The organism is Methylobacterium sp. E-045 (genome assembly GCF_022829685.1).
Taxonomy (GTDB): Bacteria; Pseudomonadota; Alphaproteobacteria; order Rhizobiales; family Beijerinckiaceae; genus Methylobacterium.
In genome coordinates, this window is sequence record NZ_JAKSYE010000027.1 from 85,201 (window position 1) to 103,358 (window position 18,158).

The following is an 18,158-nucleotide window of genomic DNA, read 5'->3' on the forward strand; positions in this document are numbered from 1 at the left end:
CTACCGGCCGCTTCATTCATCGGGGTCCTCCGCCCCGAACAATCCGAACTGCGAGGCCGGATCGCGCCGGGGCACGGCGAAGCCCATATGCTTGTAGGCGTGCGGCGTCAGCATGCGTCCGCGCGGCGTGCGCTGGACGAAGCCCTTCTGGATCAGGAAGGGCTCGATGATGTCCTCGATGGCGTCGCGCGGCTCGGAGAGGGCCGCCGCGATGGTCTCGATCCCCACCGGACCCCCGCCGAACGAGGTGGCGATCATCGTCAGGTACTTGCGGTCCATCACGTCGAGGCCGGCCGGGTCCACGTCGAGGAGCTGGAGCGCCCGGTCCGCGATCGCCCGCGTGACGGTGGGGGCATCGGCCACGATGGCGAAGTCGCGCACCCGGCGCAGGAGGCGGCCGGCGATGCGCGGCGTGCCCCGCGCCCGTTTGGCGATCTCGTTGGCCCCCTCCGCCGACATGCCGATGCCGAGCACCCGCGCACCGCGCGAGACGATGAGCTCGAGCTCGTCGACATCGTAGAATTCGAGGCGGATCGGGATGCCGAACCGGTCGCGGAGCGGCGTGGTGAGCAGGCCGGCACGGGTGGTGGCGCCCACGAGGGTGAATTTCGGCAGCTCGATCTTCACCGAGCGCGCCGCCGGCCCCTCGCCGATGATGAGATCGAGCTGGTAATCCTCCATGGCCGGATAGAGGATCTCTTCCACCGCCGGGTTGAGGCGGTGGATCTCGTCGATGAAGAGCACGTCGCGCTCCTCGAGATTGGTGAGCTGCGCGGCGAGGTCGCCGGCCTTGGCGATGACCGGGCCGGAGGTGGAGCGGAAGTTCACCCCGAGTTCGCGCGCCACGATCTGCGCCAGGGTGGTCTTGCCGAGGCCCGGCGGCCCCACGAACAGGACGTGGTCGAGGGCGGACCCGGTCTTCTTCGCGGATTCGATGAAGATCTGCATGTTCGCCCGCGCCGCGCGCTGGCCGATGAACTCGGGAAGGCTCAGCGGGCGGATCGACTGCTCGACGTCGTCGGGGCGGCGCTCGGGCGTGAGGAGCGACTCCGGAAGCGGGTGCAGGGTCGGGGATTTCGGCGATTTGGGAAGCTTGCTCACACGGGCTCTCTGTCGGGGCCCGGCACGGGGCCTGCTCCGGTGGACGGGCGTTTGGCCCGATGTCGCACAACGCCGCCGCGCGCGCTACACTGCCCCATCGGCGGCAGGCGGCCGCGGCAGGGGGTTCGCGATGAGTGACGCCTCACAGCAATTCGAGAGGATGGCCCTCGACGATTTCGAGGAGTTGCTGGCCGACAAGCCGCGCAACGAGCGCTGGGAACTGATCGGCGGCCGCGTCGTGCGGATGATGGTCGGTGCCCGCTGGGAGCATGGGCGCATCGTCCAGAACATCGCGAGCCACCTTCATCAGGGTTTCCGCGCGAAAGGATCGTCCTGCCAGACCTTTGCCGAAACGTTCTACATGAAGAGCCGTCCCCTGGACGCGGCGATGCTGCCCGACGTCCTCGTCGTTTGCGGTGCCATCGAATCGGGGGCCACGTCGGTGGACAATCCCACCGTGGTGATCGAAGTGCTCTCGCCCGGCACGGAGGCGCGCGACCGCTTCGAGAAGTGGCTGATCTACCAGCAGTTGCCGGCCCTGCAGCACTACGTCCTCGTGGCGCGGGACCGACCGCATATGGAGGTCTATGACCGCGTGGACGGAAGCTGGAGCGGTTTTCGTCTCATCGAGGGGCTGGACGCGACACTCGAAATGTCCGCCATCCAGGCCTCCCTTCCCTTGAGCGAAGCGTACTGGGGCGTGTTCGAGGCGTGAAACGATCCCGCAGCGCTCGGCGCTGCGGGATCGTGAGCGGATCAGACTTCTTCGGGAGCGATCGGCTCCAGGCCGCCGATGTGCTTCTGCGCGTAGAGCGGGAGGCCGATCTGGGCGATCAGGGTCTGTTGCGTCTCGAGGAAGTCGATATGGCCTTCCTCGTCGGCGGCGAGGGCCTCGAACAGTTGTTTCGACACCCGGTCGTTGATCGAATCGCAGTACTTGGCGGCTTCGAGGTAGAGCGAGCGCGCCTCGTTCTCGGCGGCGAGATCCGAGGCGATGATTTCCTCGATGTTCTGACCGATCCGCAGCGGGTCGAGCTCCTGCAGGTTGGGGAAGCCGTCGAGGAACAGGATCCGATCGATGAAGCGATCGGCATGGTTCATCTCTTCGATGGATTCCTTACGCCAGAACTTGGCGAGCTCGATGTATCCCCAGTCGTTCAGCATGCGGAAGTGGAGCCAGTACTGGCTCACGGCCGTCAGCTCGCTGCGCAGACCTCTGTTGAGGTACTCAACGACCTTTGCATCACCCTTCATAAAACTCACTCCCGTTCGGCTAGTTCAAGCTCGAAGGGGAGCGTCGGGCCTTTCACTGGCCTTCAGGCGGCGATCCCCTCCCCCGCAGTTTGGAATTGAACCAAACTACAGCCGCTGGCGCAACCCGTTCCGCACGCATGGCCGGCCTCCGCCACCGCGTCTTGCAACGCACCCTGCAGGGCCGCCTGCATGATCGAACGGATCGTCCGGGCGCAGCGGCCGCATTTCGGGCTGCAGCCGAGACAGGCCTGGACCTGCGCCGGGGTACGCGGACAATCCGGCCCGTCCTTCAGGCAGGCGCGGACGGCACCGTCGGACAATACGTTACAGGAACAGACGATCATGGGAGCTCGCTGGACGGGACAGGAAGCGTCGATCGCGGACGAGACAATTGCGTCATCGGCAAATTCCCCTCCCCGATCATCTGCTTGCGCGCCTTTTTAGAACTTTTAAAATCTACTGATGTCTCAATAACTTAACTGCCATGGGACGAATGCGCAAGGCGCGCGGACACACGCGGCATCACCTCCGAACGTCGGCACACGACCGGGAACGTGCCGCGGCCACAGCTGCGTCGGTCCCCTGGGCAAACCGGCGACACACCCGGGAGCGGAGCCCCCGGATCCGTGGCATTTCGCCGGGTCACGGCGGCGCCATCCCGTTCTGGGAGGCGTGGAATGCGAGGGCCGGAGAGGAAGATCTTCCCTTCCGTTCGCTTGAGTGGCGCCGTCTCCCGGTTGCCGGATTCGTTCAACCAATGGCCGGACGGACGAAAGCCGATCCGCCGGGAACGAGGCGGCCCTATGCGGGATGACGCAGCGACACGGGCGGCGGCTTTGATGCGGCCCGTGCCGGAGAAGGCCGCTTTCAGCGCGCCAGTTCGCGAAGCCCGAGGCGAATCAGGGTCTTGGCCTCCGCCCCCTCCCCGGCGCCCTTCATCGCGGCGGCGATGGCGGCGGAGGCCTGGACAGGGGCATAGCCGAGATTGACCAGGGCGGAGATCGCATCGGCGGCCGGTTGCGGCGCGGTGCGGTCCTCCACCGCGCCTGACAGGGCGAGCACGGCGGGGTCGATGGGCGCGAAAGCCGGCGCCTTGTCCTTCAATTCGGCGGTGAGGCGGGCGGCCAGGCGCGGGCCGACGCCCGGAGCGCGGGCGATGGAGGTCTTGTCCCCCATGGCGATGGCGGTGGCGAGGGCCTCCGGCTCCAGCACCGAAAGCAGGCCGAGGGCCACCTTAGAGCCCACCCCCTGCACGGTCTGGAGCAGGCGGAACCACTCGCGCTCCGCATCCGACCGGAAGCCGTAGAGCCGGATCATGTCCTCGCGGACATGGGTCTCGATGGCCAGCGAGGCCGCCTCGCCGACGCCGGGCATCCGCTGCAGGGTGCGGGCCGAGCAATGCACCACGTAGCCGACGCCCTGCACGTCGAGGATCACGAAATCCTCGCCGTAGGAATCCACCACGCCCTTCAACTTGCCGATCATGCGTCATCCCGTCATCACGGACGGGTCTTTACCAGGGACAGGCCCGCCTGTCCGACCCGCCACCGAGAGAAAGTGACCGCCCGATGCGCACACCCCTCGCCGCCCTCCTCGTCGTGATGGCCGCCGCTGCCGCGAATGCCCAGAGCCCGGCCCAGGATACCGGCCCCACCACCGACCCGACCCAGGTCCGGGCCGGCAGCTACGTGCTCGACGCGGCCCACGGCAAGATCACTTGGTCGGTGAGCCACCTCGGCTACTCGACCTATTACGGTCAGATCACCGACGTGGCGGGACAGGCCGACCTCGACCCCAAGGATCCGGCCAAGAACCGGCTCACGGTGACCATCGGCATGGGGAGCATCAACGCCTTGAACGAGGCGCTCAACCGCCACCTCCAGGGGCCGGACTTCTTCGACACCCAGAAATTTCCCACCGCCACCTTCACCGCCACCCTGGTGGAGCCCACGAGCCCAACCACGGCCCGCGTCGCCGGCAGCCTCACCCTGAAGGGGGTGACGAAGCCCGTGGCCTTCGACGCCACCTTCAACCGGGCCGGCCTCAACCCCATCGACAAGCGTTACACCGTGGGCTTCGATGGCTGGGCCGTGATCAAGCGCTCCGATTTCGGCGTCAGCGCCTTCCTCCCCGCCATCGGCGACGACGTGTCCCTGCGGCTGGAGGGCGAGTTCAAGGCGCAGTGAGCGGGCGCCTCCTCCTCGCGGGGAGGCGTTTGTGGGTGGTACGGCCCCCGCCTCTCCCCGCAGGCGGGGCGGGAAGACATGCTCACCCTTTCGCCAGGGCTGCCGCGATCCGCGCGGCGGCGAGGCCGCTCACTCCGGCGACGGGGGCGTGGAGCTTCTTCAGGGCGTGAGCCCCACGATGGTTGGCATGGGTGACGGCGATGGCCAAGGCATCCGCCGCGTCCGCCGTCTTGAACTCGGCCTTGGGCATCAGGAACTTCACCATGGCCTGGATCTGCACCTTCTCGGCATGCCCAGAGCCGCAGACGGTCTTCTTCACCAGGTTGGCGGCGTATTCGGAGACGGGCAACCCGGCCAGGGCCGGCACCAGCAGGGCGATGGCGCGGGCGTGCCCGAGCTTCAGGGTCGCCTGCGCATCCTTGTTGACGAAGGTTTCTTCCACGGCGACCTCGTCGGGCGAGAATCCCGACACCACGCGGGTGATGCCCTCGTGCAATTCCCGCAGACGCAGGGCCAACGGCAGGTCCCCGTCCGAGGTCACGACCCCGCAATCGACGTAAGTCAGCTTGGTCCCGACGACGGAGATCAGCCCCCAGCCGGTGCGGCGCAGGCCGGGATCGATGCCGAGGATGCGGATGGGGGTCATGGGGGCCTGTATCGCGGTGACTGCCTGTGGCGCGCCGCTATCATAGGCCAGACAGGCGGCCGGGGATGCCCCCTCCCCGATTGCGCATGCGGGTGAAGGTGTTCGCATCCCCTCTCCCCGCGAGCGAGGAGAGGACGGCGTTCTCCTCCGTCAGAGGAAAAAGCCATGTGCGATGGCTCTTCCCTATCAGACTTCGAGCCTGCCCGACTCGACCAACCCGGAGGACGGATCGGGCAAGCCGCAGATCAGGACAAAGGAGAACGGTGGCCCCTCAGCCCTCCAACTTCGCCACCAGCGCGTCGGAGAGGGCGAAGTTGACGTAGACGTTCTGGACGTCGTCCTGGTCCTCGATGACCTCCACGAGGCGGATCAGCTTCTCGCCGGTCTCGTCGTCGACCTCGATGGTGTTCTGGGCCTTCCAGACCAGGGCCGTGCGGCGCGGCTCGCCGAAGCGGGCCTCCAGGGCCTTGGAGACCTCGCCGTAGGAATCCTGGGCGCAGGTGATCTCGTGGCCGTCCTCGGAGGAGCGCACGTCGTCGGCGCCCGCCTCGATGGCGGCCTCCAGCATCGTGTCGGCATCGGCCACCGATGCATCGAACTCCACCACGCCCACATGGTCGAACATGAAGGACACGGCGCCCGTCTCGGCGAGGCTGCCGCCGGACTTGGTGAAGGCCGAACGCACGTCGGAGGCGGTGCGGTTGCGGTTGTCGGTCTGGGCCTCGACGATGAGGGCCGCACCGCCGGGGCCGTAGCCCTCGTAGCGGATCTCGTCGTAGCTTTCGGCGTCCGCGCCCGAGGCCTTCTTGATGGCGCGCTCGATATTGTCCTTGGGCACGTTCTCCGCCCGGGCGGCGATGATGGCGGCGCGCAGGCGCGCGTTCATCGCCGGGTCGGGCATGCCGAGCTTGGCCGCCACCGTGATCTCGCGGGCGAGCTTGCCGAAGATCTTGGAGCGGACCGCATCGACGCGGCCCTTGCGGTGCATGATGTTCTTGAACTGGGAATGGCCGGCCATGGCGTGACCTTGGATCGTGTCAGAGGTGGAACGGAGGAGCGCGCATGCGTCGCCGCCGCGGCATTTGGCCGGGTTATAGGCCGGGTCCGCCCACGGAGGCAACGCGAGCGCACGCGCCGCGTTGGCGGAACAGGGCTTTTCCGGTCCCGGCGGATACGAACATGTCGACATTCCCCCGAGACGACGGGATCCGGCGGCCCTGGTGGCGCCTCGCGCTGACCGCCGGCCTCGGTCTCCTGGCCGGGGCGACGCTGTTCCCCCGGCAGGCCAAGGGGGTCAGCCCGCCCGATCGTGCCAGGCCGCCAGCCCCGCGAGGGTGACGACCCCTCCGGCCCATGGAACGCCCGCGAGGTGGGTATGGGGCGTACCCGGCTCGCCGAGATCCGACACCGCCGAGAAGGCGCCCTCCAGGCTGTGGCCGCCGGTGTAACGGCTGCGCGTCGCCACCACCGGCAGGCCCGCATCCAGCGCCGACCGGATGCCGGCCGCGGAATCCTCGAAGGCGATGGCCTCCCCCGCCGCCACGCCGAGGCGCGTCAGGGCGAGGACGAACACGTCCGGATGCGGTTTCTTGCGCTCCGCCTCGTCGCCGCAGGCCACCACGTCGAAGGGGCTGCCCTCGGGAAAGTTGACGGCGAGGAGCGCGTCCACGTTGGGTCGACTCGTGGTGCTGGCCACCGCAAGGAGCAGGCCCGCGCGCTTGGCTTCCCCCACGAGCCGCGCGATGCCGGGGCGCAGTTCGAGGGCTCCCTTCGTGACGAGGTCGCCGTAGATCCCGGTCTTGCGGTCGTGGATCTCGCTCATCTGGGTGCGGCGTTCCGCATCCGGCGCGCCGTGCTCGGTGGCCACGTAATGGGCGAGCCGCTCCTTGCCGCCCATGACGGTGAGGAGATCGGCATAGAGCTCCGGCGACCAATGCCAGTCGAGCCCCAGTTCGGAGAACGCGCGGTTGAAGGCCTGCCGGTGCAGATCCTCGGTCTCGGCCAGCGTCCCGTCGACGTCGAAGATCAGCGCCTTCAACATGCGACGGAGCCGCCGGCGCCCGCCCGGATCGCGGCGATGCGCTCGGCATATCCGGCCGGCCCGCCCTTGAACACGGCGCTGCCGGCGACGAAGGCGTTGGCTCCGGCAGCGGCGGCGAGGCCGACGGTCTCCGGCGTGATGCCGCCATCCACCTCGATGTCGATGTCGCGTCCGGCGGTCATGGCCTTGATCCGGGCGATGGTCTCCAGCGTCGAGGGGATGAAGTTCTGGCCGCCGAAGCCGGGATTCACCGTCATCATCAGGACGAGGTCGACCATGTCGATCAGGGGCTCGATGGCGCTCGCAGGGGTGCCGGGATTCAGCGCGATTCCGGCGCGTTTCCCGAGGGCCCGGATGGTCTGGAGCGAGCGGTGGATGTGTGGGCCGGCCTCCACATGGACGGAGATCGCATCCGCGCCGGCCGCGGCGAAGGCCGCGAGATAGGGGTCGGCGGGGGCGATCATCAGGTGGACGTCGAAGACCTTGGCGCTGTGCGGCCGGAGCGCCTTCACCACGTCGGGGCCGAAGGTGATGTTGGGCACGAAATGGCCGTCCATCACGTCGAGATGGATCCAGTCCGCCCCGGCCTCCGAGACCGCGCGGACCTCCTCGCCGAGGGCGGCGAAATCCGCCGATAGGATGGAGGGGGAGATGATGGGGCCGGCCGTGCGGGTCGTCATTCGGGCTATCTCGTCCACTTTGTCGGTCCGGCAAGAGCAAGAGCCCGGACGTTCGCTGGTCTCAGGCAAGCCGGCGCTTGCGCTCCACCAATTGCATGATGATCGGGGTCAGGATGAGCTGCATCGCGATGTCGAGCTTGCCACCCGGAATCACGATGGAATTGGCGCGGCTCATGAAGGAGCCCTGGATCATCGAGATCAGGTAGGAGAAGTCGATGCCCTTCGGATCCTTGAAGCGGATCACCACCATCGATTCGTCGGCGGTGGGAATCCAGCGGGCGATGAAGGGGTTGGAGGTGTCCACCGTGGGCACGCGCTGGAAGTTGATGTCCGTCCAGGTGAATTGCGGGCAGATCGTCTGCACGTAGTCCGGCATGCGCCGCAGGATCACGTCGGTGACGGCCTCGGTGGAATAGCCGCGGAACGAGCGGTCCCGGTGCAGCTTCTGGATCCATTCGAGGTTGATCACCGGCACCACGCCGATCTTGAGGTCGGCGTAGCGTGCCATGTCGACATTGTCGTCGACGACGCAGCCGTGGAGGCCCTCGTAGAACAGCAGGTCGGAGCCCGGCGGGAACTCCTCCCACGGCGTGAAGGTGCCAGGCTCCGCGCCGTAGGCCTGCGCGTCGGCGACGTCGTGGACGTAGTGGCGCGTGCGCCCGCCGCCGGATTCGCCGTAGCTGCGAAACACCTCCTCCAGTTCCAGGAGCAGATTGGCGCGTGGCGCGAAGTGGCTGAGGGTCGGCTCCTCGGCCATGGCCTTGCGCATGGCGTTGCGATCGAGGGCGTGGAACGCGTCCCCCTCGATGTAGACCGCGCTCACGTCCTCGCGGCGGAAGATCTGTTCGAACGTATTGCGCACGGAGGTCGTGCCGGCGCCCGACGATCCGGTGACCGAAATGATGGGATGACGCGCCGACATGAACGATGCCCGACCTGTTCCAGCCTGTGCCGGGTCAGCTGCGCATGAGGCCGCGCTGGCCGAATAGGGGCGAGCGACCGGCCGCGGCATTCCGGCCCCCGTAATACTTGGCGACGCAGGCCACGTCCTCGGTCGATCCGAACACCAGCGGCACGCGCTCGTGGATGCCGGTGGCGGAGATGTCGAGGATGCGGTTGGCGCCGTCGGTGGCCGCGGCACCGGCCTGCTCCATCAGCATCGCGATCGGCGCGGCCTCGTAGAGAAGGCGCAAACGACCCTGCGCGTAGCCCTTCCGGTTGTCGCCGGGATACAGGAACACGCCCCCACGCAGGAGCACCCGCTGCGCATCGGCCACGAGGGAGCCGAGCCAGCGCATGTTGAAGTTCTTGTCCAGCGGTCCATCGGAACCGGCCAGACAATCCTCGATATAGGCCTTCACCGGAGTGTCCCAATGGCGGGCGTTGGACGCGTTGATGGCGTATTCCTTGGCGGCGGCCACCACCTCGATCCGCGGGCTGGTGAGGCGGAACACACGCTCGGCCCGATCCAGGGTGAAGATCTGCGTGCCGAAGCCGAGGGTCAGCACCAGGGAGGTCGCCGGGCCGTAGGTGACGAAACCGGCGGCGAGCTGGGCGGTGCCGGGGCTGGTGAACGAGGCGAGCGGGTTCTGGGCCGTCGCGCCCACGGGCCGGATGCCGAAGATCGAGCCCACCGCCATGTTCACGCCGATGTTGGACGAGCCGTCCAGGGGATCGATGGCGACGGCGAGGGGGGCGCCGGGGTTGAGGAGCATGATGCCCTCGGCCTCCTCCGAGGCGACCTCCGCCACCGGCGCGCCGCGCAGGGCCTCGGTGAAGCGGTGATGCGCCAGCACGTCGAGGGCCTTCTGCACGTCGCCGTCGCTGTTCTGCTCGCCCTGCGCCGCGAGATCGCCGCCGCCCAGTGCGCCGCGGCCGATCACCTCGCTCACATCCACGGCCGCCTCAGCACAGGCCGCGATGACTGCGGCGACGTCGGCGAGGCCCTGATCGGCGGCGACCGCCTGGGCGAGGTACGCGTCGAGCCGCGACCCGATTTCCAGAGACCCCAACGACATCGGCTCACGTCCTCTTCCACAGACCCGCCGGAGACCATCCGGCCGCTCATCATCCGTCCCGGTTCCAGACCTTCGAAAGGCTGGAGCCCCGCCCTTTGCACGATAGCGCCGGGTTCAACCAGAGCACCAGACGGGCATTCCCCGTGCAAAGAAGGAATTCTGAAAAAACTTGCGGGCGGTTCCAAAAAAACTAAAAACGCCGGATGCGCAACCTTTCGCTCAAGCAACTCCAGGCCGTCGCAGCGGTCGCCCGCCTCGGAACGATGACCCGCGCGGCCCAGGAACTCAACGTCACCTCGGCGGCGCTCTACGCGCGCATCCGCCAGTTGGAGGAGGAGGCGGGACTGCTGCTGTTCGACCGGACCCCCACGGGCCTGAAGCCCACCGATGCCGGGCGCGAGATGCTGTGGGCGATCGACAGCATCAACACGGTGCTGGAGACCTGCGCCGACCGGCTCCAGACCCTCAAGGGCGGCAGTGGCGGCCGGGTCGCCATGGGGGTGGTGTCCACCGCCAAGTATTTCACGCCCCAGATCATCGCCGGCTTCGTCGACCGGTATCCCGCGGTGGAGATCAACCTCGTCGTCGGCAATCGTGGCGCCATGGTCGAGGCCCTGCGCAACTACGAGATCGACTTTGCCATCATGGGTCGTCCGCCGCGCGACTTCGCCATCGAAGCCGAGATGTTCGGCGCGCACCCGCTGGTGATCATCGCGGCGCCGGACCATCGCCTCAGCGCGCGGACCAACCTCACGCGGGCGGATCTGTCCGAGGAATCCTTCCTGGTGCGCGAGGAAGGGTCCGGCACCCGCACGGTTTTCGAGGAGTTCATGTCGGGCATCATGATCCAGCGCGCGAAGCTCGGGATCGATTCGGGTTCGAACGAAACCATCAAGCAGGCGGTGATGGCCGGGCTCGGGATCGCCCTCATCTCCGGCCACACGGTGGCGGCCGAGGTGGAGAGCGGGCGCATCATCCTGCTCGACGTGCAGGGATTGCCGATCCGTCGCGACTGGTACGTGGTCCGCCGCGCCGACAAGGTGCTCGGGCCGGCGGCGGCGGCATTCTGGGATTACACGGTGAAGGAAGGCGGGCGGAAGCTGCCGCGTCTGGCCCTGTCACCGGCTGTCAGTTCGGTCACCGCGGAGTTCGAGGCGTGAGCGAGAACGGGATCGTCGTCGTCGGCGCCGGTCAGGCCGGTTTGCAGGCTGCGGCTTCCCTGCGCGAGGCCGGCTATGCCGGTTCGGTGACGATGATCGGCGACGAGGCAAGTTTTCCCTATCAGCGTCCGCCGCTCTCGAAGGCCTATCTCGCCGGCAAGGTCGATGCCGCCGGCCTGTTCCTGCGGGCGCCGGGTTTCTATGCGGACCACCGCATCACCTGCGAGACCTCGGTCGAGGCCGTCGCGATCGACCGGGAAGCCCGCAAAGTCCGCCTCAGCGATGGACGCGACCTCGGCTACGATCACCTCGTCCTCGCCACGGGATCGCGCAACCGGCCTCTGCCAGTGCCCGGAGCGGAGCTGGCGGGCGTGTACCAGCTACGCTCGATCGGGGATGCCGATCGGATCAAGGCGGCCATCGCCGAAGCGCGCAGCATCGCCATTGTCGGCGCGGGGTTCATCGGGCTCGAATTCGCGAGCATCTGCGCCGCGCGTGGCCTGTCCGTGACCGTCATCGAGGCTGCCGACCGCCCGATGGCGAGGGCGGTGTCCGAACCCATCGCCATCTTCTTCCGAGAGGTGCATGAGAGCGCCGGCATCCGCTTCCTGTTCGGCGGCGGCGTGCAAGCCATCGAGGGGTATGCCGGTCGGGCCACGTCGATTGTCCTGTCAGACGGAACGACGTGCCCGGCGGACCTCGTCCTAATCGGGATCGGTGTCCTTCCGAACCAGGACCTTGCGGTGGAGGCCGGCCTTCACGTGGAGGACGGCATCGTCGTCGACTCCGTTCTTCTCACCGGCGATCCGGCGATCTCGGCCATCGGCGATTGCGCCCGGTTTCCCACGCGCTTCGCAGCCCATGGCACGGCACGGGTGGAATCCGTTCAGAACGCCATCGACCAGGGCCGCTGCCTCGCCGCCCGCATGACCGGACGCCCTGCCCCTTACGATGCCGTTCCCTGGTTCTGGAGCGATCAGGGCGGGCACAAGTTGCAGATGGTGGGATTGCCGCTCGCGAGCGACGTCTCGGTGCGACGCGCCACGGCCGGGGGTTTTGCGGTGTTCCGCTATCGCGGTCCGCAGCTCACCGGGATCGAGACGGTGGATTCGGCGGCCGAGCATATGGCCGCCCGCCGGATCATCGCGCGCGGCCTGTCGCCGACCCAGGACGAGGCCGCGGATCCGGCCTTCGATCTCAAGGCTCTTGCCATGGGACGCAACGGACCCTAGTCGCCTCTCGCTATAACGTCAGTGATCGTTTTCCGTGGTCAACGAGCCGAGCCGCGTGCCTTCGTCTCCGCCCGTCGCGCGCAGGCCCACACCGCTCTCGCTGCCTTCGTGAAAGATGATGCCGGCGTTCATGAGGACGCTTCTCAGCGCTTCGATCCGGCCCGAGGCCGGATCGCCGGTGCCATTCTCGAAAGCCTTCACGTCCTGCTCGGCCAGACCGACCTTGGCCGCGAGATCTGCCTCCGACCAGCCCAGCATGCCGCGGGCGGCACGCGATTGCGCCGGGCTCATCGTGTTCGGCCCCGCCCCGCCGCGTCCGCTTTCGTCCAGTCCCGACACAGGAAGCTCTCCGTCATGCAATGGCGCTCGACACGCGCCGGTTTCTAAGCTGCTTTAACGAGGTTGGCCGCGGGATTGTTCACGTAGAGTGGGCATGAAGCGGCGTTTGGAAGGGGATGACAAGGAAAACTCACGCCGGACAGTCTTGACCATATTTGTGCTGGAATTTTATCCGAAGGGCGTCGGTACGCTGTCCACGCAAGCCTCGTCCGACGCGGAGCTTCGCGCGGTACGAGCTACCCGGACGATCGCGCCTCGCAACCGGGACGCGGTGCGCGACGATGCGAGGTCGATTGATGATCACGAAGGAGGGCCTCACGATGAGAGCGATGCTGTTCGCCGCGATGGCTTGTGCCGCGACGGCGGGAATGGTGACGACGGGCGCAATGGCGCAGGGAGCCAACGTCACCGGATTCGGCAAGGACAACCGCGAGAAGCCCGAGAAGAAGCAGTACGTTCCGGCGGCCAAGGCCCAGGAGAAGATGTTTCCGCTCGATGCGACCTGGACCGCCGTGAGCCTGAACGGCAAGCCCTTCAACGGCACCGACCGGCCGAGCTTCATCATCGACAAGCAGTACCGCGCCCGTGGCTACGGCGGCTGCAACACGTTCGCCGCCACGGCTTTCCCCCTGCGCGAGCAGCACCTCGCCGTCGGCCCCCTCGCTCTGACGAAGAAGCCCTGCGACAAGGGTACCGGCGCCAGCGAGCAGGACTTCTTCATCGCCCTGCGCACCGCCGCCCAGTGGGACCTCGTCGGGTCGCAGCTGGTAATCAAGAGCCAAAAGGGCGAGCTGAAGTTCGATCGCGCGCTCTAGATTTCGCCGCGACACGGCCCGTCACCGGCCGCCATTCCGTGGGCGGAGACGCGCGGCGATGGACGTCTTGCGAGAGACGGTCGATACGGCGACGGAACCGGGGCCGGAAGGGCGCGCGTCCACACGACATTCGGACAGTTGTCACGGCACAGACGGAGGGGTCCGACGCCCGCCCCCTCGGTGCCGATCCGTCGGGCACCCCGACGCCGGTTCCCTTACGAAGGTCGGCTTCGCTTTAAGACCGCGTTGACGACGATCCGAGGTCTGCTGCCCGGCTTTACCCCGCGTTCAATGCCCCCGTCGCCTTCTGCCGATCGCGGTTGGAGCGGGGAAAGCGAGATGGTGAAGCGACTGGAATGGGCGACGGGGAGCGTCGTCCGCAGCGGCGCTCGCGAAGAGGCGGTCTATACCTGCCCGCCGAGCCTGCATCCGGGGGCCTTCCGGATCGCGCTGTCGACACCGCTCTGCGCGACGCTCCTTGTGCTTTCGGCAATGGTCCTGTTCTCGTGAACACCGCCGGATCCCGGCATCGACCAGGGCGAGACCGCGCGGAAGATCCGGGACGACGGGCCGCGCAAGACACGAGGAGAACAAGTTTCTCTCGACGGACGACCAAGCAAATCAATACTTCTACTGACGAGTCGGAGCGTTGAAGACAGAGAAGATTTGTCTTTGGCCCGCGGCCATTGCCGATTGCCTCACATAGATCGACGCGATATCCCGGCGCACACCGAGCGCAGGGCCCGTCGAGGCCTTCGCGATGCGTAAGAGCCGATCAGGAGATCTCGTCATGGCCGACACCAGCCCCTCGCAGACCCGCAAACCCGGCCACGGCCATATCTACGGCTCGATCACGGAAACGATCGGCAACACGCCCCTGGTCCGGCTGAACCGCATCACCAAGGAACGCGGCGTCGATGCCGAGATCCTGCTCAAGCTCGAGTTCTTCAACCCGATCGCGAGCGTGAAGGATCGTATCGGCGTCAACATGATCGACGCCCTCGAGGCCTCCGGCCAGTTGAAGCCGGGCGGCACGCTGGTGGAGCCCACCTCCGGCAACACCGGCATCGCTCTGGCCTTCGTAGCGGCGGCACGCGGCTACCGCTTGATCCTCGTCATGCCCGAGACCATGTCCCTCGAACGCCGCAAGATGCTGGCTTTCCTCGGCGCGGAACTGGCCCTCACCCCCGGCCCGCAGGGTATGAAGGGCGCGATCAGCAAGGCCGAGGAACTTCTGAACGAGATTCCCGGCTCGATCATGCCGCAGCAGTTCTCGAACCCGGCCAACCCCGAAATCCACCGCAAGACCACGGCCGAGGAGATCTGGAACGACACCCAGGGCCAGCTCGACGCCTTCGTCGCCGGTGTCGGCACGGGCGGGACGATCACGGGAGTCGGCAGCGTGCTGAAGCCGCGCCTGCCGAACCTCAAGGTCATTGCCGTCGAGCCGACCGATTCGCCCGTCATCTCCGGCGGCCAGCCCGGCCCGCATAAGATCCAGGGCATCGGCGCCGGTTTCATCCCGGGCAACCTCGACCGCGAGATCATCGACGAGGTGATCACCGTCTCGAACCAGGAAGCCTTCGACACCGCCCGGCTTCTCGCCAAGCTCGAAGGCATCCCCGGCGGCATTTCCACCGGCGGCAACGTCGCCGCAGCGTTGAAGCTGGCGTCACGGCCCGAGTTCCAGGGCAAGCGCATCGTCACGGTGGCCTGCTCCTTCGCCGAGCGCTACATTTCCTCGGCGCTCTTCGAGGGGATCTGACGATCGCGGGGCGGCGTCCGCGCCGCCCTCGTTCCTTGCTAAGGCGTCCCGGTGCTCCCGCATCGAGGAAGCCTTTTTCGTGGTCCCGTCCCCTCGGCCGGACTTTCCGGACGAAGCAACCTCCCCCCGCATCGAAGGGTTGAGTCCTCAAGATTGGGAGGACTTCATGACCACCGCCTCACGCCCTTCGCTCAAAGACTTCGACGCCTATGCCGATCGCAACGGACAGGATCTCGGCCAGGACGACGCCCGCGATATCGGCCTGCCGGCCCGGACGCAGCACGATCTGAAGAGCGACCCGTCCGGCGAGGCGGAGACCGCACGGATCGCCTCCGGCACCCCCGGTTCGGACGCGACGGACGAGACCGAGGCCGAGGTGCCGGAGGAGAACATCCGTGCCATCAGCGATGCCTCACAGAAGGTCCCCGCCCCACGCGGGGCCACCAAGGACGCCCTCGACCGCGCAACGGCGGCGGTCGGCACGGACGAGGAGGGTTAGATGTCGGATTTCGACAAGCAGCCCACCGATGCCGCCACCCGCAAACCCGATGATGTCGGGAGCCAAGGTCAGCCTGCCGTGGGAGGTGGTCACCAGACCGCCGAGCAGGCGGACATCACCGGCATCGATCCGGGCGGCCTCAGCGACGCCGACCGGAAGGCGAGCTGGGACGCGGACGCTGACAAGGCCGGGCGCAACCCGACGCCCGTGGGCGGTTCATCGGATGGTCAATCCGACCGCAAGCGGTGAGACACCCCGGCAGGGGCCAACGTGACGCTTCGACCGAGGAGAGGAACGCCCATGGCGGACGATACGGACAAGAACGAGAAACCACCGCAGGGAAAACCGGCCAACTCGGCGCCCGATGCCGTGATGGATCCCAGCGAAAAAACCGACGGCAAGCCGGGACAAGGGCCGCAAGGCGACAAGACGCCCGATGACGAGACCGATCCCGGCGGCGGCTGAGGGGTCGCGACGATGAAGGGCGTGGTCGTTAATCGAAACACGCCCTTCGTCCATGAATAGCGCAGCCCATTGAGCACACCGGAGAGGCGGGTACTGTATTCCAAAGGGAGACAGATGCCATGAATGCCCCCGATTCGGTCCTCAGAGACGCAACGACGATCTACGACCGGGACCTCGACCGGAACCCGGCCAATCACCAGCCGCTGACACCGCTGAGTTACCTCGACCGGGCGGCCCGGGTGTTTCCGGACCATGTGGCGGTGATCCACGGTGAGCTGCGCCGAACCTATGGAGAGCTCTACGAGCGCAGCCGGCGTCTGGCGGCGGCTCTCACAACGCGCGGCATCGGTCGGGGCGACACGGTGGCGGTGATGCTCGCCAACACCCCCGAAATGATCGAGTGTCATTACGGAGTGCCGATGACCGGCGCGGTGCTCAACACCCTGAACACCCGTCTCGACGCAGCCGGCCTCGCCTTCTGCCTCGACCATGGCGAGGCGAAGGTGCTCATCACCGACCGGGAGTTTTCCAGGGTGGTCGGCCCCGCCCTGGATCAGGCGCGGCACAAGCCCCTCGTCATCGATGTGGACGATCCGGTCTTTACCGGCGCGGGCACGGCGATCGGTGGCCTCGGTTACGAGGCCCTGCTGGCCGAGGGCGATCCGGCGTCCGACTGGGCGATGCCGGCGGACGAATGGGACGCGATCTCGCTCAACTACACCTCGGGCACCACCGGCGACCCGAAGGGGGTGGTCTATCATCACCGCGGCGCGGCGCTCCTGTCCCTCGGCAACGTCATCACCGGCCAACTCGGGCAGCACCCGGTCTATCTCTGGACACTGCCGATGTTTCATTGCAACGGCTGGTGCTTCCCCTGGACCCTGTCGGTCGTCGCCGGCACCCATGTCTGCCTGCGGCAGGTGCGGGCCGGGGCGCTCTATGCGGCCATCGCCGAGCACGGCGTCACCCATCTCTGCGGCGCGCCGATCGTGATGCAACTTCTGCTCGGCGCCTCAGACGCCGAGCGCCGCCCCCTCCCCCACCGGGTCGCCTTCCTCACGGCCGCCGCGCCCCCGCCTCAGGCGGTGCTCGCGGCCATGGGCAGCGCCGGCTTCGATGTCACGCATCTCTACGGCCTCACCGAGACCTACGGACCGGCCGTCGTGAATGCCTGGCACCGGGACTGGGACGCGCTGGATGCGGACGCGCGTGCGGAAAAAATGGCGCGTCAGGGCGTGCGCTACCCCGTGCTGGAGGGCTTCGACATTCGCGATCCCGAGACCTGCGAATCGGTGCCTGCCGACGGCGAGACCATGGGTGAGGCGATGTTCCGCGGCAACGTGGTGATGCGCGGCTACCTCAAGAACCCGAAGGCCACGCGGGCCGCCTTCGCGGGCGGCTGGTTCCGCTCCGGCGATCTCGGGGTGAAGCACCCTGATGGCTATATCCAGCTGAAAGACCGCTCCAAGGACATCATCATCTCGGGCGGCGAGAATATTTCGTCCATCGAAGTCGAGGACGCCCTGTTCCGCCATCCCGCCGTCTCAGCCGCCGCCGTGGTGGCCCGGCCGGACGAGAAATGGGGCGAGACCCCGATGGCCTTCGTGGAGCTGAAGGCGGGCGCCAGCGTGGAAGCCGACGCCCTCATCGCCTGGTGCCGCGAGCGTCTGGCCGGCTACAAACTCCCCCGTCACGTGGTCTTTGGCGAGCTGCCCAAGACCTCCACGGGCAAGGTGCAGAAGTACCTGCTGCGGGAGCGGGCGAAGACCGAGTGAGGGCGCCGATTTCTTTGGAAAAAGAAAAGGCCCAGCGTCTCCAGGCTGTGTGGGAACTGATTGGAGGCTCCGGTTTGACCGGGGCCTCTTTTGGTATCAGGCGGCCTTGGCCTTGAGGTTGATGGTGCGGAGCAGGTTGTAGGCGAGGACGGAGAGAGCGATCTCGGTGCGGGTGCCCTTGA

The 18,158-nt window shown here is 67.3% G+C and carries 22 protein-coding genes; 11 read left to right on the top strand and 11 right to left on the bottom strand.

Going from position 1 to position 18,158, the window contains the following annotated elements:
* Positions 1 to 12 precede the first annotated feature (12 nt).
* Positions 13 to 1,101 carry a Holliday junction branch migration DNA helicase RuvB gene (gene ruvB / locus MKK51_RS02750; RefSeq protein ID WP_243974818.1) on the bottom strand — a complete coding sequence of 363 codons (1,089 nt, stop codon included), beginning with the start codon at positions 1,099 to 1,101 and terminating at the stop codon, positions 13 to 15.
* Between the two features lie 130 nt (positions 1,102 to 1,231).
* On the opposite strand from ruvB, the gene MKK51_RS02755 reads away from it, so the two are divergent.
* Entirely contained in the window at positions 1,232 to 1,816 is a 585-nt protein-coding gene (locus tag MKK51_RS02755) for a Uma2 family endonuclease (RefSeq protein ID WP_243974819.1), read from the top strand.
* A gap of 41 nt (positions 1,817 to 1,857) precedes the next feature.
* Here MKK51_RS02755 and bfr read toward each other — a convergent pair whose 3' ends face one another.
* The 3 genes from bfr to ruvA all read right to left on the bottom strand — a co-directional run bounded on the left by bfr (position 1,858) and on the right by ruvA (position 3,840).
* Complete coding sequence (gene bfr / locus MKK51_RS02760; RefSeq protein ID WP_243974820.1) at positions 1,858 to 2,355, bottom strand: bacterioferritin; 498 nt, start codon at positions 2,353 to 2,355, stop codon at positions 1,858 to 1,860.
* Positions 2,356 to 2,417: 62 nt separating this feature from the next.
* Positions 2,418 to 2,699, bottom strand: coding sequence for a bacterioferritin-associated ferredoxin (locus MKK51_RS02765; RefSeq protein ID WP_036265891.1), 282 nt, complete (start codon positions 2,697 to 2,699; stop codon positions 2,418 to 2,420).
* A 523-nt stretch (positions 2,700 to 3,222) separates the two neighbouring features.
* The gene (gene ruvA / locus MKK51_RS02770) at positions 3,223 to 3,840 is read right to left on the bottom strand and encodes a Holliday junction branch migration protein RuvA (protein ID WP_243974821.1); all 618 of its coding nucleotides are present in this window, start codon (positions 3,838 to 3,840) and stop codon (positions 3,223 to 3,225) included.
* 83 nt (positions 3,841 to 3,923) lie between these two features.
* Here ruvA and MKK51_RS02775 point away from each other — a divergent pair, with 83 nt between their 5' ends.
* Positions 3,924 to 4,541 carry a YceI family protein gene (locus MKK51_RS02775; RefSeq protein WP_243974822.1) on the top strand — a complete coding sequence of 206 codons (618 nt, stop codon included), beginning with the start codon at positions 3,924 to 3,926 and terminating at the stop codon, positions 4,539 to 4,541.
* Between the two features lie 82 nt (positions 4,542 to 4,623).
* Here MKK51_RS02775 and ruvC read toward each other — a convergent pair whose 3' ends face one another.
* From ruvC to MKK51_RS02805, 6 genes are all read right to left on the bottom strand, one after another.
* On the bottom strand, positions 4,624 to 5,187 hold the full coding sequence (ruvC, locus tag MKK51_RS02780) for a crossover junction endodeoxyribonuclease RuvC (protein WP_243974823.1): 564 nt from the start codon (positions 5,185 to 5,187) through the stop codon (positions 4,624 to 4,626).
* A gap of 271 nt (positions 5,188 to 5,458) precedes the next feature.
* Positions 5,459 to 6,205 (bottom strand): YebC/PmpR family DNA-binding transcriptional regulator, encoded by a 747-nt coding sequence (locus MKK51_RS02785; RefSeq protein WP_018041971.1) that lies wholly within the window; start codon positions 6,203 to 6,205, stop codon positions 5,459 to 5,461.
* A gap of 276 nt (positions 6,206 to 6,481) precedes the next feature.
* Entirely contained in the window at positions 6,482 to 7,228 is a 747-nt protein-coding gene (locus MKK51_RS02790; RefSeq protein ID WP_243974825.1) for an HAD-IA family hydrolase, read from the bottom strand.
* Entirely contained in the window at positions 7,222 to 7,908 is a 687-nt protein-coding gene (gene rpe, locus MKK51_RS02795; protein ID WP_243974826.1) for a ribulose-phosphate 3-epimerase, read from the bottom strand. The genes MKK51_RS02790 and rpe overlap by 7 nt, the downstream gene beginning before the upstream one ends.
* Before the next feature lie 61 nt (positions 7,909 to 7,969).
* A complete protein-coding gene (locus MKK51_RS02800) occupies positions 7,970 to 8,830 on the bottom strand; it encodes a phosphoribulokinase (protein ID WP_243974828.1) in 861 nt (286 codons plus the stop codon).
* A gap of 34 nt (positions 8,831 to 8,864) precedes the next feature.
* Positions 8,865 to 9,926 carry a class 1 fructose-bisphosphatase gene (locus tag MKK51_RS02805; protein ID WP_243974829.1) on the bottom strand — a complete coding sequence of 354 codons (1,062 nt, stop codon included), beginning with the start codon at positions 9,924 to 9,926 and terminating at the stop codon, positions 8,865 to 8,867.
* A 203-nt stretch (positions 9,927 to 10,129) separates the two neighbouring features.
* On the opposite strand from MKK51_RS02805, the gene MKK51_RS02810 reads away from it, so the two are divergent.
* Positions 10,130 to 11,086: a LysR family transcriptional regulator gene (locus tag MKK51_RS02810; RefSeq protein ID WP_243974830.1), complete on the top strand. Its 957-nt coding sequence runs from the start codon at positions 10,130 to 10,132 to the stop codon at positions 11,084 to 11,086.
* Positions 11,083 to 12,318, top strand: coding sequence for an NAD(P)/FAD-dependent oxidoreductase (locus tag MKK51_RS02815; RefSeq protein ID WP_243974831.1), 1,236 nt, complete (start codon positions 11,083 to 11,085; stop codon positions 12,316 to 12,318). The genes MKK51_RS02810 and MKK51_RS02815 overlap by 4 nt, the downstream gene beginning before the upstream one ends.
* 18 nt (positions 12,319 to 12,336) lie before the next feature.
* Here the strand turns inward: MKK51_RS02815 and MKK51_RS02820 are convergent, their stop codons facing one another.
* On the bottom strand, positions 12,337 to 12,657 hold the full coding sequence (locus MKK51_RS02820; protein ID WP_243974832.1) for a multiprotein-bridging factor 1 family protein: 321 nt from the start codon (positions 12,655 to 12,657) through the stop codon (positions 12,337 to 12,339).
* A gap of 320 nt (positions 12,658 to 12,977) precedes the next feature.
* Here MKK51_RS02820 and MKK51_RS02825 point away from each other — a divergent pair, with 320 nt between their 5' ends.
* The 7 genes from MKK51_RS02825 (at position 12,978) to MKK51_RS02855 (ending at position 17,976) form a co-directional block, all read left to right on the top strand.
* Positions 12,978 to 13,472, top strand: coding sequence for an META domain-containing protein (locus MKK51_RS02825; RefSeq protein ID WP_243974845.1), 495 nt, complete (start codon positions 12,978 to 12,980; stop codon positions 13,470 to 13,472).
* 339 nt (positions 13,473 to 13,811) lie between these two features.
* Positions 13,812 to 13,982 carry a hypothetical protein gene (locus MKK51_RS02830; protein WP_243974833.1) on the top strand — a complete coding sequence of 57 codons (171 nt, stop codon included), beginning with the start codon at positions 13,812 to 13,814 and terminating at the stop codon, positions 13,980 to 13,982.
* Between the two features lie 280 nt (positions 13,983 to 14,262).
* The gene (gene cysK, locus MKK51_RS02835; RefSeq protein WP_243974834.1) at positions 14,263 to 15,237 is read left to right on the top strand and encodes a cysteine synthase A; all 975 of its coding nucleotides are present in this window, start codon (positions 14,263 to 14,265) and stop codon (positions 15,235 to 15,237) included.
* Between the two features lie 166 nt (positions 15,238 to 15,403).
* Complete coding sequence (locus MKK51_RS02840) at positions 15,404 to 15,736, top strand: hypothetical protein (protein WP_243974835.1); 333 nt, start codon at positions 15,404 to 15,406, stop codon at positions 15,734 to 15,736.
* On the top strand, positions 15,737 to 15,985 hold the full coding sequence (locus MKK51_RS02845; RefSeq protein ID WP_243974836.1) for a hypothetical protein: 249 nt from the start codon (positions 15,737 to 15,739) through the stop codon (positions 15,983 to 15,985).
* Between the two features lie 51 nt (positions 15,986 to 16,036).
* The gene (locus tag MKK51_RS02850; protein WP_243974837.1) at positions 16,037 to 16,201 is read left to right on the top strand and encodes a hypothetical protein; all 165 of its coding nucleotides are present in this window, start codon (positions 16,037 to 16,039) and stop codon (positions 16,199 to 16,201) included.
* Positions 16,202 to 16,320: 119 nt separating this feature from the next.
* Positions 16,321 to 17,976, top strand: a complete 1,656-nt coding sequence (locus MKK51_RS02855; RefSeq protein ID WP_243974838.1) for an acyl-CoA synthetase — start codon at positions 16,321 to 16,323, stop codon at positions 17,974 to 17,976.
* Positions 17,977 to 18,158 lie beyond the last annotated feature (182 nt).

Coding starts and splice junctions, on each gene's coding strand:
- MKK51_RS02755 (WP_243974819.1), top strand. CDS start 1,232: ATGAGTGACGCCTCACAGCAATTCGAGAGGATGGCCCTCGACGATTTC.
- bfr (WP_243974820.1), bottom strand. CDS start 2,355: ATGAAGGGTGATGCAAAGGTCGTTGAGTACCTCAACAGAGGTCTGCGC.
- MKK51_RS02765 (WP_036265891.1), bottom strand. CDS start 2,699: ATGATCGTCTGTTCCTGTAACGTATTGTCCGACGGTGCCGTCCGCGCC.
- ruvA (WP_243974821.1), bottom strand. CDS start 3,840: ATGATCGGCAAGTTGAAGGGCGTGGTGGATTCCTACGGCGAGGATTTC.
- MKK51_RS02775 (WP_243974822.1), top strand. CDS start 3,924: ATGCGCACACCCCTCGCCGCCCTCCTCGTCGTGATGGCCGCCGCTGCC.
- ruvC (WP_243974823.1), bottom strand. CDS start 5,187: ATGACCCCCATCCGCATCCTCGGCATCGATCCCGGCCTGCGCCGCACC.
- MKK51_RS02785 (WP_018041971.1), bottom strand. CDS start 6,205: ATGGCCGGCCATTCCCAGTTCAAGAACATCATGCACCGCAAGGGCCGC.
- MKK51_RS02790 (WP_243974825.1), bottom strand. CDS start 7,228: ATGTTGAAGGCGCTGATCTTCGACGTCGACGGGACGCTGGCCGAGACC.
- rpe (WP_243974826.1), bottom strand. CDS start 7,908: ATGACGACCCGCACGGCCGGCCCCATCATCTCCCCCTCCATCCTATCG.
- MKK51_RS02800 (WP_243974828.1), bottom strand. CDS start 8,830: ATGTCGGCGCGTCATCCCATCATTTCGGTCACCGGATCGTCGGGCGCC.
- MKK51_RS02805 (WP_243974829.1), bottom strand. CDS start 9,926: ATGTCGTTGGGGTCTCTGGAAATCGGGTCGCGGCTCGACGCGTACCTC.
- MKK51_RS02810 (WP_243974830.1), top strand. CDS start 10,130: ATGCGCAACCTTTCGCTCAAGCAACTCCAGGCCGTCGCAGCGGTCGCC.
- MKK51_RS02825 (WP_243974845.1), top strand. CDS start 12,978: ATGAGAGCGATGCTGTTCGCCGCGATGGCTTGTGCCGCGACGGCGGGA.
- MKK51_RS02830 (WP_243974833.1), top strand. CDS start 13,812: ATGGTGAAGCGACTGGAATGGGCGACGGGGAGCGTCGTCCGCAGCGGC.
- cysK (WP_243974834.1), top strand. CDS start 14,263: ATGGCCGACACCAGCCCCTCGCAGACCCGCAAACCCGGCCACGGCCAT.
- MKK51_RS02840 (WP_243974835.1), top strand. CDS start 15,404: ATGACCACCGCCTCACGCCCTTCGCTCAAAGACTTCGACGCCTATGCC.
- MKK51_RS02845 (WP_243974836.1), top strand. CDS start 15,737: ATGTCGGATTTCGACAAGCAGCCCACCGATGCCGCCACCCGCAAACCC.
- MKK51_RS02850 (WP_243974837.1), top strand. CDS start 16,037: ATGGCGGACGATACGGACAAGAACGAGAAACCACCGCAGGGAAAACCG.
- MKK51_RS02855 (WP_243974838.1), top strand. CDS start 16,321: ATGAATGCCCCCGATTCGGTCCTCAGAGACGCAACGACGATCTACGAC.